This window comes from Kitasatospora sp. NPDC018058 (genome assembly GCF_044327205.1).
Lineage (GTDB): Bacteria > Actinomycetota > Actinomycetes > Streptomycetales > Streptomycetaceae > Kitasatospora.
Genome location: NZ_JBIRFA010000012.1, coordinates 59,350 through 70,212 on the forward strand (window position 1 = coordinate 59,350; position 10,863 = coordinate 70,212).

General features: G+C 72.8%; 8 protein-coding genes and 2 tRNA genes. 7 read left to right on the plus strand and 3 right to left on the minus strand.

Annotated elements, in window-relative coordinates; genetic code table 11:
• Nucleotides 1–6: 6 nt before the first annotated feature.
• The 3 genes from ACH4E7_RS18635 to ACH4E7_RS18645 all read left to right on the plus strand — a co-directional run bounded on the left by ACH4E7_RS18635 (nt 7) and on the right by ACH4E7_RS18645 (nt 3,320).
• The gene (locus tag ACH4E7_RS18635; RefSeq protein ID WP_396250111.1) at nt 7–1,074 is read left to right on the plus strand and encodes an ABC transporter permease; all 1,068 of its coding nucleotides are present in this window, start codon (nt 7–9) and stop codon (nt 1,072–1,074) included.
• Entirely contained in the window at nt 1,071–3,173 is a 2,103-nt protein-coding gene (locus ACH4E7_RS18640) for a dipeptide ABC transporter ATP-binding protein (protein WP_396250112.1), read from the plus strand. Before ACH4E7_RS18635 ends, ACH4E7_RS18640 begins: the two co-directional genes overlap by 4 nt.
• A gap of 73 nt (nt 3,174–3,246) precedes the next feature.
• Nucleotides 3,247–3,320 (plus strand) — tRNA-Lys (locus ACH4E7_RS18645).
• A gap of 184 nt (nt 3,321–3,504) precedes the next feature.
• Here ACH4E7_RS18645 and ACH4E7_RS18650 read toward each other — a convergent pair.
• Nucleotides 3,505–4,392 carry an alpha/beta fold hydrolase gene (locus ACH4E7_RS18650; protein WP_396250113.1) on the minus strand — a complete coding sequence of 296 codons (888 nt, stop codon included), beginning with the start codon at nt 4,390–4,392 and terminating at the stop codon, nt 3,505–3,507.
• Between the two features lie 135 nt (nt 4,393–4,527).
• Here ACH4E7_RS18650 and ACH4E7_RS18655 point away from each other — a divergent pair.
• From ACH4E7_RS18655 to ACH4E7_RS18665, 3 genes are all read left to right on the plus strand, one after another.
• Nucleotides 4,528–4,601, plus strand: a tRNA-Lys gene (locus ACH4E7_RS18655).
• 221 nt (nt 4,602–4,822) lie between these two features.
• Nucleotides 4,823–7,264, plus strand: coding sequence for a transglycosylase domain-containing protein (locus ACH4E7_RS18660; protein WP_396250114.1), 2,442 nt, complete (start codon nt 4,823–4,825; stop codon nt 7,262–7,264).
• A 106-nt stretch (nt 7,265–7,370) separates the two neighbouring features.
• Nucleotides 7,371–8,399, plus strand: coding sequence for an EamA family transporter (locus ACH4E7_RS18665; protein ID WP_396250115.1), 1,029 nt, complete (start codon nt 7,371–7,373; stop codon nt 8,397–8,399).
• Between the two features lie 96 nt (nt 8,400–8,495).
• Here ACH4E7_RS18665 and lepB read toward each other — a convergent pair whose 3' ends face one another.
• Nucleotides 8,496–9,389 (minus strand): signal peptidase I, encoded by an 894-nt coding sequence (gene lepB / locus ACH4E7_RS18670; RefSeq protein ID WP_396250116.1) that lies wholly within the window; start codon nt 9,387–9,389, stop codon nt 8,496–8,498.
• Nucleotides 9,390–9,599: 210 nt separating this feature from the next.
• Nucleotides 9,600–9,935, minus strand: a complete 336-nt coding sequence (locus tag ACH4E7_RS18675; RefSeq protein ID WP_355671933.1) for a chorismate mutase — start codon at nt 9,933–9,935, stop codon at nt 9,600–9,602.
• Between the two features lie 237 nt (nt 9,936–10,172).
• Here ACH4E7_RS18675 and ACH4E7_RS18680 point away from each other — a divergent pair, with 237 nt between their 5' ends.
• The gene (locus ACH4E7_RS18680; protein WP_396250117.1) at nt 10,173–10,598 is read left to right on the plus strand and encodes an OsmC family protein; all 426 of its coding nucleotides are present in this window, start codon (nt 10,173–10,175) and stop codon (nt 10,596–10,598) included.
• Nucleotides 10,599–10,863: the final 265 nt, after the last annotated feature.

Consider the following 10,863-nt stretch of genomic DNA (forward strand, 5'->3'; position numbering starts at 1 on the left):
CGTGGAATGACCGTCGTCGCTGCTGATTCCGCCGACTCCGCGGAGTCCCCCGAGCCCGCCGACTCCGGCCCCTCCGCTCCGCCCGCCGGGCGGCCCCGGGCCACCGGACGCGGCCGGCTCGTCCTCGCCCGGGTGCTCGCCGCCCGCAGCGCCGTGGTCGGAGCCGTCCTGATCCTGCTGCTGTTCGCGCTCGCCTTCGGCGGGCCGTACCTGACGCCCTGGGACTACACCGCCCCGGACTTCACCGCGCTGCACCGACCCCCGTCCGGCGAACACTGGTTCGGCACCAACGGGGTCGGCCAGGACGTGTTCGCGCAGACCGTCCGCGGACTGCAGAAGTCGCTGATCATCGGCCTGCTGGTGGCGCTCTTCTCCACCGTGCTGGCCTCGCTGGTCGGCGCCTGCGCGGGCTACTTCGGCGGCTGGACCGACCGGGCGCTGATGTTCCTGGTGGACCTGCTGCTGGTCTTCCCCAGCTTCCTGATCATCACCATCGTCTCGCCCCGGCTGCGCAGCAGCGGCTGGATCGCCTTCGTGCTGCTGCTCGCCCTGTTCAACTGGATGATCACCGCCCGGGTGGTCCGCTCGATGACCCTCTCCCTGCGCGAGCGCGAATTCGTCCGCGCCGCACGGTTCATGGGCGTCCGACCACTGCGGATCATCAGCCGGCACATCCTGCCGAACGTCGCCTCCTTCCTCATCATCGACGCCACCATCGCGGTCGGCGGCGCCGTGATGAGCGAGACCGCGCTCTCCTACTTCGGCTTCGGCGTCCGGCCGCCGGACGTTTCGCTCGGCACCCTGCTCGCCGCCGGGACCACCGAGGCACCGGTGTTCCCCTGGATGTTCTACTTCGCGGCCGGGCTGCTGGTGCTGTTCGTGCTCGCCGTCAACCTGGTCGGGGACGGGCTGCGCGACGCCCTCGACCCCACCTCCGGGGCGGCGGGCCGCCGTTCCCGCCGCTCAGGTCGTTCCGGCCGTTCAAGCCGCTCAAGCCGCTCAAGCCGTTTCGGCCGCTCCGGTCAGCCCGACCAGCCCGGTCAGCCCGGTCGTTCGCAGAGGAAGAACTCGTGACCACTGTTGTCGAGACCCCGCTGCTCGCCGTCCGGGACCTGCGGGTGGACTTCGCCGGGCCGCACGGCCCGGTGCCCGCCGTACGCGGGGTGGACCTCACCCTGCGGCGCGGCGAGACGCTCGGCATCGTCGGCGAGTCCGGCTCCGGGAAGTCCGTCACCGCGCTGTCCGTGCTGGGACTGCTGCCGGGTACGGCGCGGGTCAGCGGCTCGGTGCGCCTCGACGGCCGGGAGCTGGTCGGACTGCCCGGGAAGGAGCTCGCCGCGATCCGCGGCCGACGGGTCGCCATGGTGTTCCAGGACCCGCTGTCCGCCTTCACCCCGGTCTACCGGATCGGCGACCAGATCGCCGAGGCGGTCCGCGTCCACCAGAAGGTCGACAAGGCCACTGCCCGCCGCCGGGCCGCCGAACTCCTCGACCTGGTCGGCATTCCGGCGCCCGACCGGGCCCTGGACAGCTTCCCGCACGAGTTCTCCGGCGGCATGCGCCAGCGCGCGATGATCGCCATGGCGGTCGCCAACCAGCCCGACATCCTGCTCGCCGACGAGCCCACCACCGCGCTGGACGTCACCATCCAGGCCCAGGTACTGGACGTGCTGCGCACCGCGCAGCGGGAGACCGGCGCGGCGCTGGTCCTGGTCAGCCACGACCTCGGGGTGATCGCCGGGACGGCCGACCGGATCGCGGTGATGTACGCGGGCCGGGTGGTCGAAACCGCCGGGGTGGACGCGCTGTTCGCCGCGCCTCGACACCCGTACACGCTCGGCCTGATCGGCGCGCTGCCCAGGCTGGACGGGCGCGGCGGCGCGCTGGTGCCGATCCCGGGTACCCCGGCGCCGATGGCCGAACTGCCGCCCGGCTGCCCGTTCGCCGCGCGCTGCCCGCTGGCCGAGGAGCGCTGCTCGACGGCGGAGCCTCCGCTGGAAGGGAATCCGGACGGGGGTCTGGACAGGGGCCTGGACGGGGACGACGGGCATGCGGCCGCCTGTGTGCGGTCGGCGGAGCTGGCCGAGCGGCGCCCCGCGCCCGACGAGGTCTACCCGGTGCCCGAGCTGCCGGCCACGGCCGTGGCCGGGGACCGGTCCTCGCGGACGCCGGTGCTGTCGGTGAGCGGTCTCGGCAAGACGTTTCCGCTCCTCAAGGGCACGGTGTTCAAGCGCAAGGTCGGCGAGGTCTACGCGGTGGACGGCGTCGACCTGGACCTGCGGGAGGGCGAGACCCTCGGCCTGGTCGGGGAGTCCGGCTCCGGCAAGTCCACCACCCTGTTCGAACTGCTGAAGCTCGGCGCCCCCGAGACCGGCCGGATCGAACTGCTCGGCCGCGACACCTCCCGGCTCACCCGGTCCGAGGCCCACCGGCTCCGGGCCGAGCTGCAGATCGTCTTCCAGGACCCGATGGCCAGCCTCGACCCCCGGATGCCGATCGGCGACATCGTCGCCGAGCCGCTGCGCGCCCAGCACACCCCGCGTGAGGAGATCGCCCGCCGGGTGCCCGAACTGCTGCGCCAGGTCGGCCTCGACCCGGACCACGCGGTCCGCTACCCGCACGAGTTCTCCGGCGGGCAGCGCCAGCGCGTCTCGATCGCCCGGGCGCTCGCCGTCCGACCGAAGCTACTGGTGCTGGACGAACCGGTCTCCGCCCTGGACGTCTCCATCCAGGCCGGGGTGCTCAACCTGCTGCAGTCGCTCAAGGCCGAGCTGGGGCTCTCCTACCTGTTCGTCTCGCACGACCTCTCGGTGATCCGGCACCTCGCCGACCGGGTCAGCGTGATGTACCTCGGACGGACGGTCGAGCAGGGCGAGGTCTCCGCCGTCTTCGACCGGCCCCGCCACCCGTACACCCGGGCGCTGCTCTCGGCCGTCCCGTTGCCCGACCCCGCCGCCGAGCGCGCCCGCGACCGCATCCTGCTCGCCGGGGACCCGCCCTCCCCCACCGAGCGCCGCACCGGTTGCCCCTTCCGCACCCGCTGCCCGCTCCACACCCGGCTCCCGGAGACGGCCCGGGCCCGGTGCGAGCGGGAACGGCCGACGCTGGACGGCGACCGGGCGGGCGCGGACCACCGGGCGGCCTGCCACTTCCCGGAGGACCCCCAGCGCTGATCACGGTGAGTGTTCGGCTCAATACGATTCGTCGGATCGGGTCGGCGGCGTGTACTGTCTTCCACGTCAGCAAGCGCCGCTAGCTCAGTTGGTTAGAGCAGCTGACTCTTAATCAGCGGGTCCGGGGTTCGAGTCCCTGGCGGCGCACATGGCAAGGTCTCAGGCCGTCCACTCCGGTGGGCGGCCTGAGGCGTTTCCGGGACGGGTGGACCTTCCCGCCCCGGCTTCCTCCGACACCCACCTGCCGGCCGAGGAACCGCTGCCGCTCTGCGCCGATGCGGAGGGCGGCGATGAGCGGTCGAAGGCTACCTCCCGGGCCCGCTCCGGGGCCTCAGCTCGTTTCGAGGACGGCGGAGGCCACCGCGTCCGGGCGGTCGAACATCACCAGGTGCCCGGCCGGGGCGGTGGTGCGGTAGTCGGCCCCGAGCAGGGCCGCGAGCTCCCGCTGCTCGGCCAGCCGGTTCTCGGTGCGACGGTTGCGACAGCCGTCGTCGGCGGCCATCACGGTGATCGGCAGGTCCTCGGGCAGCGGCCGGGAACGCCGCAGTTCGTCCAGCTCGGCGGCCATGTCGAGGTAGCGCCCACCCTCCCGGAGCAGCGCGCGCAGGGCTCGGCCGGTGCGGTAGCAGTGCCGGGCCAGCGGCGCCGGGGCGAGGTCCTCGCGGCGGACGGTGGACAGCCGGGCGGCCACCCGGCGGGCGGCCGGGCCGAACAGGTACGGCACCGCGACAGCCCGTGCGGCGCCCGCCACCGCCCGGGCCGCCAGGTCGCGCGCGACGGGGGCCGGGTACGGCCGGGCCGCCTGCTCGACGCTGCCGTCGACCAGCACCAGCCCGACGGCCCGCTCGGGGTGCAGCCGGGCGAAGGCCTCCACGTGGAAGCCCGCGAGCGAGTGGCCGACCAGAGTGCAGGGGCCGACCAGCCCGAGGCCGTCCAGTACCGCCAGGATCCGCCCCGCCTCGCCGGCCGCCGTCGGGGCGGGCCGCCCGGTGGCGGGCTCGGCGGCGCTCAGTCCGTATCCGGGCCGGTCGAAGCGGACCACGGTGCGGTAGGGGGTGAGGAACGGGACGACGAGGTCCCAGTCGAACCAGCTGCTGCCGAGGCCGCCGGTGAGCAGGCAGACCGGACCGCTGCCCTCGGTGCAGACGTGCAGCGGGACGCCGCCGACGCGCAGGAAGCGGTGTCCCGGCTGAAGGTGTCCTGGCTGGGGGCTGGGCACCGTTCCACCTTAACCGGCAGCGAACTCCGCCCCAACCAGGCGGAAACGGACACCGTGGCGGCCCGGCGGGGAGGGGTGGAACCGGGATGGTTCGAAGCGCCCCTCGGAACCGTGTATTGTTTTCCAGGTCAGCAGGCGCCGCTAGCTCAGTTGGTTAGAGCAGCTGACTCTTAATCAGCGGGTCCGGGGTTCGAGTCCCTGGCGGCGCACAGACATCGGGGAGCCTCTCGCAATAGCGAGGGGCTCCTCGATTTTTTGGCCCCCGACGTCCGTTTTGCGTGTGATGTCGGTCTCGATTGCCGTTCCGGCGGAGCCATTCGGCCCGCGCGGCTCGTCCTGGGCAGTAAACCGGAATCGGGACAAAGGTCCCCAACCACCGATGTCCCCGTCTGTGCAGGCTGGCCCGGTCCGCCCGCAGGAAGGCCGCGCTTTGTCTGAGAACACCCTGGGCGGCCGACGCACGCCGTCGATCAACCTCCGGCCGGTCAAGCGGTTCAAGCGCTCCGCCGGTACGCCCGGCGGCACGGCAGGCGGCAGGAAGCCACGTCGACCCAAGCGCACCGGCTGGCGTCGACTGATACCCACCTGGCGGATGACCCTGCTCGGTCTCGCCTCGGCCCTGCTGCTCGGCGTCGGCCTGTTCGCGCTGGGGGTCGCGCTGGTGAAGGTCCCCGACGCGCACGCCGCCGCGATCGCGCAGAGCAACACCTGGCTCTACTCGGACGGCTCGGTGATCACCCGCACCGGCCAGACCAACCGGCAGAACGTCGGCCTGGACAAGGTCTCCCCCGCCGCCCAGCACGCAGCGCTGGCCGCCGAGGACCGCAACTTCTACAACGAGGGCGCGGTCAACGTGCAGGGCCTGGTCCGGGCCGCCCTCAACACCGCCACCGGCGAGGGCACCCAGGGCGGCTCCACCATCACCCAGCAGTACGTGAAGAACACGTACCTGAGCCAGAAGCAGTCGATCACCCGCAAGGTGAAGGAACTCTTCATAGCGATCAAGGTGGACGCCACCGAGAGCAAGGAGGACGTCCTCTCCGGCTACCTGAACACCTCCTACTACGGCCGCGGCGCGTACGGCATCCAGGCCGCCGCCCAGGCGTACTTCGGCGTCGACGCCTCCGCGCTCAACCCGGCCCAGGGCGCCTACCTGGCCACCCTGCTGAACGCCCCGAGCGCCTACGACGTGGCCACCGCGACCGCGGCGGGCAAGCAGAACGCCGTCAACCGCTGGAACTACGTCATGGACGGCATGGTCAAGGAGGGCTGGCTCTCCGCCGACGAGCGGGCCAAGACCACCTTCCCCGACGTCAAGGACCCGCAGCCCAACCCGGGTCTGTCCGGCCAGTCCGGCTACCTGGTGGACGCGGCCACCCAGGACCTCACCTCGAACGGGGTCATCAGCGAGACCGAGCTGGCCAAGGGCGGCTACACCATCAAGCTGAGCATCGACCCGAACCGCCAGCAGGCGATGCAGGACGCGGTCCAGGCGCAGCTGCGCGACACCCTGAACCCGGACAAGCGGAAGAAGGACGCGGCCGCCCAGGCGGGCGCCGTCTCGGTGGACCCGAAGACCGGCGCGGTCGTCGCCCTGTACGGCGGCGTCGACTACGTGAAGCACTACGTGGACAACGCGACCCGGCGCGACTACCAGGCCGGCTCGACCTTCAAGCCGATCGCCCTGGCCGCCGCCTTCGAGAACAACGCCAAGACCCAGGACGGCCGGACCGTCACCCCGCGCACGATCTACGACGGCACCAGCGGCCGCAAGGTCCGCGGTGGCAAGGGCACCCCGTACGCGCCGCCGAACGAGGGCGACAAGAGCTACGGCCAGATCAGCCTGCAGCAGGCCACCGACTGGTCGGTCAACTCGGCCTTCGCCCAGCTCGCGCAGGACACCGGGCTGCAGAAGGTCAAGGACACCGGCGTCGCGCTGGGCCTGCCCGGCAACACCCCGGGCCTGGACCCGGTGCCGTCCATCCCGCTGGGCGCGGCCACCCCGAGCGTGCTCGACATGGCCGGCGTGTACGCCACGCTGGACAACGGCGGCAAGCAGATCACCCCGTGGCTGGTGCAGTCGGTGGACCGCGGCGGCGAGGGCGTGCCCCTGCCCGCGCACAAGACCACCCAGGCGATCAGCTCGGACACCGCCGACCAGGTCACCTCGATGCTCCAGGGCGTGGTGAGCGACCCGGGCGGCACCGGCTGGCGCGCGAAGGCGCTGGGCCGGCCGACGGCGGGCAAGACCGGCACCACCGACGACCAGAAGTCCGTCTGGTTCGTCGGCTACACCCCCGAGCTGGTCACCTCGGTGGCGCTGTTCGGCCAGGACCCGGGCACCGGCGCCCAGGTCAGCCTGAGCGGTGTCGGCGGTATCGACGGTGCGGCGGGCGGCCAGTACCCGGCGCAGATCTGGACCAGCTACATGAAGGCGGCGCTCAAGGGCCAGCCGGTGAGCGATTTCGCGACCCCGGCGGACGGCGACGGCTCCGCGGGCGCGGCCGATCTGCCCACCGCGCCGAGCACGCCGACCACCGCCCCGTCGACCGGCGCCGCCACGCCGAGCGCCGGTACCGGCACCCCGCCGAGCGGCAACTCCGGCGGGAACTCGTCGGGCGGCAACGGCTCCGGTTCGGGCACGGGCCCGGGCTCGGGCTCGGGCTCGGGTGCCGGCGGGGCGGCCACCGAGCCGACCGCTCCCCCGACCACCCAGCCGACGACGCAGCCCACCACCCGGCCGACCGTTCGGCCGACCACCGGGCCGACGCCGACCACCGGGCCGACCACGGCGCCGACCACCCAGCCGACCACCCAGCCGACCGGCGGAACGGACGCGCTCTCCGGGGCCAGGGCCGGCGCCGGGGGCTGACGGCGCTGGTCTCGCTGTGAGCGCGCGCTTGCTCACGGCGAGGACCAGGACCGAATAACGAAATGACGCCTTACCGAAGCATCGGTATGACTGTCACAATGCGTCGGTGCACAGCTCAACGGCCTCGCCCACCCACCCTTCGGGCAGAACCCTCGGCCTCAGCCTCGCGCTGGTCTCCGCATTCGCCTTCGGCGGCTCCGGCACCGCGGCCAAGCCGCTGATCGAGGCCGGGCTCTCACCGCTGCACGTGGTGTGGCTCCGGGTCACCGGCGCCGCCGTGGCCCTCCTGCCGGTCGCCTACCGGCACCGGGACGCCGTCCTGCGCCGCCCCGGCCTGCTGCTCGGCTTCGGCCTGCTCGCCGTGGCCGGCGTCCAGGCCTGCTACTTCGCGGCGATCTCCCGTATCCCGGTCGGCGTCGCACTGCTCATCGAGTACCTCGGGCCGCCGCTGCTGATCGGCTACGTCAAGTTCGTGCAGCGCAAGCCGATCACCCGGGGCGCGGCCGTCGGCGCCGGCATCGCGGTGGCCGGGCTGGCCTGCGTGGTCGAGGTCTGGAACGGCCTGGGCTTCGACGCCCTGGGCGTGCTGTTCGCCCTCGGCGCGGCCTGCTGCCAGGTCGGCTACTTCGTGCTCGCCGACGCCGGCCGCCGGGGCGAGCACCCGGTCGCCCCGCTGGCCGTCAGTGCGTACGGACTGCTCATCGGCGCCGTTCTGCTCACCGCCCTCACCCGGCCCTGGCAGACCGACTGGAGCCCCCTCGGCGGGTCCGTGGTGATGAACGGGCACACCCTGCCCGCGCTGATCCCGGCCGCCTGGATGGTGCTGATCGCGACCGTGCTCGCGTACCTGACCGGCGTGGTCTCGGTCGGGTACCTCTCGCCGCCGATCGCGGGCGTGGTGGCCAACCTGGAGGCGGTGGTCGCCACCGTGCTGGCCTGGGTCCTGCTCGGCGAGCACCTGGGGCTGCCGCAGGTCGCGGGCGGTCTGCTGGTCCTGGTGGGCGCCTTCGCCGCGCAGATCAGCAAGCCGGCGGAGGGGGAAGCGGGATCGGCGTCGGGGTCGGCGTCGGGAGCCGGTTCGACGCCGGGGGGCGTGGCGACCGAGGTGACCGCCGGCGGCGGGCCGCTGTCCTGAATACCGCGCCCTCCGGTTCCACTGCTTTCGCTGTCTCCCCGGCCTTCGGATCGGCGTCGGGGGCACGGGAGCGGGTGGCCGCCGCCGAGCGCGGGGTCAGTGGCCGGTCCAGCCGAACCAGTCGAGGTGATTGAGCGGCCACACGACGCCCGACACCGGGCCCACCACGTTGTCCACCGGCACGGCGCCGCCCCCCGGGCCCTGCCGGTGATAACGGGAGTCCGCAGAGTCGCTGCGGTGGTCGCCCTCGACCCAGATGTAGCCCGCGGGCACCTTCACCGGACCGAAGTCCAGGCCCGCGCAGGAGTCGTCGCCGGGGTGCAGGTACGGCTCGTCGACCTTCTTCCCGTCGACGGTCAGCGTGGTGCCCGTGCACTGCACGGTCTGGCCCCCGGTCGCTATGACCCGCTTGACCAGGTAGTTGTCGTCCTTCGGCGGCACCAGCCCGACGAAGCTGAGCACCGAGCTCACGGTGTTGGTGATCGGGTTGGAGTCGACGGGCTGTGGCGGCAGCCAGTTCCCCGGGTCCTTGAACACCACCGGCTGCCCCTGCTCCGGCTCCCAGCCGGTCAGCGGCGCGAGCTTGTTCACGCCGACCCGGTCGCCGACCCGCAGGGTGTTCTCCATCGAACCGGACGGGATGGTGAAGACCTGGAACAGGCAGGTCTTGATCAGCAGCGCGACCACCAGCCCGACGCCGATCATCGCCGGCAGCTCGATCCACCACGGCCGGGGGCGACGCGCCGAGCGGCGGGCCTTGCGACCACGCGAACCGCCGGCCCGGCGGCGGGCCTCGGCGCGGCTGCCGGGGGCACCGGGGGCCGTGGCGGCGCCGGATGCGCCGGGGGTACCGGATGCGCCGGAGGTACCGGATGCGCCGAGTACGTCGGGGGTACCGAGTGCGCCGCTGGTGTGCTGGGTGTCCTCGACGTCCTGCACGGCGGGATCACTGGGGGCGCCGCTGGGCGTTTCGGGCAGGTTCACCGCCATCGTCGCTGCTCCACCTCTCCGGCTGGGGAAACCTGCACGCTACGCCAACCGGGGGGCCTCACGAAATCCGGCGTTTAGCCGCCTCTGACATCGCCGGACATCGCCGCAGGGGGAGCGCCGGCTCGGGGCCGCGCTCGGCGCTGCCCTCGGGGCCGTCCGTGCTCAGGGTCACGCCCGGGGCGGCGAGCGGGGCGGTGTTCAGGGTCGCCTTCAGGCGCGGGCGATGGCCTCGTGGTGGCGGATGACCTCGGCGATGATGAAGTTCAGGAACTTCTCCGCGAAGACCGGGTCGAGCTTGGCCCCGGCGGCCAGCTCCCGCAGCCGCTTGATCTGGTCCCGCTCCCGGGCCGGGTCGGCCGGCGGCAGCTTGTGCTCGGCCTTGAGTCGGCCGACCCGCTGGGTCGCCTTGAAGCGCTCGGCCAGCATGTGGACCACCGCGGCGTCGATGTTGTCGATGCTCTCGCGCAGGCTGGTCAACTCCGCCCGCACGGCTTCGTCGATCCCCTCGGGCAGGCCGGCGTCGGAGGTCGTGGGCTGGTCCGTCATCGGGTCGGCTCCCGGTGTCTGGGGTGGGCGCCCGACCGTACGCCGGCCGGGCTCGGGCCCCGGCAAATCTAACAGGGCACTAGCTCGGCCCCCGCACCGTTCAACGGAACCGTCCGGCATCCGGACAACCCGACGGAACGTCCGGCTCCCGACTCCGGGGCGGGGCTGCCCGTAGGCTGGTGCGTGCATGACCGGAAGTGACGACTCAGCAGTCCCTCAGTAGTGGAGGAACCGATCGTGGCAACCACCCGCACCGCCCGTACCGCCTGGGAGGGCAATCTCCTCAACGGCAAGGGGCAGGTGACCTTCGCCTCCTCCGGGATCGGCGAGTACCCCGTCTCCTGGCCGGCCCGCGCCGAGGAGCCCAACGGCAAGACCAGCCCCGAGGAACTCATCGCGGCCGCCCACTCCGCGTGCTTCTCGATGGCCCTCTCGAACGGCCTGACCAAGGCCGGCAACCCACCCACCAAGCTCGACACCCAGGCCGACGTCACCTTCCAGCCCGGCACCGGCATCACCGGCATCCACCTGACCGTCACCGGCGACGTGCCGGGCCTGGACGAGGCCGGCTTCGTGAAGGCAGCCGAGGACGCCAAGGCCAACTGCCCGGTCAGCCAGGCCCTGACCGGCACCACCATCACCCTAACGGCCAAGCTGGCCTGACCCCGTCCCCGGCTCGTCCGGGGCGCACCCGCCCCGCCCCCGGCGCGCAACCAGCGCGCGGGGGTGCGGCTTCGGCGCACGCACTCTCGGCGCACCTCATGTGATGCGTACCAAGGGCGTCTGCACGTTCCGCCATGAATGATCACAAAAGGGGGCGAATCACCCTCGCGGCGGTCACCGCGCGTTGTCATCGCGGCCTATGATCGGCCGAAGCGCCCTGTTCTTCACGCGGATCCCCGCGCGACAGCGCCCCACGGCGGTCGCC

Excerpts from the sequence above, each read along its gene's own strand:
- lepB (WP_396250116.1), bottom strand. The coding sequence starts at position 9,389 with ATGGCGGTGAACCTGCCCGAAACGCCCAGCGGCGCCCCCAGTGATCCC.
- ACH4E7_RS18675 (WP_355671933.1), bottom strand. The coding sequence starts at position 9,935 with ATGACGGACCAGCCCACGACCTCCGACGCCGGCCTGCCCGAGGGGATC.
- ACH4E7_RS18635 (WP_396250111.1), top strand. The coding sequence starts at position 7 with ATGACCGTCGTCGCTGCTGATTCCGCCGACTCCGCGGAGTCCCCCGAG.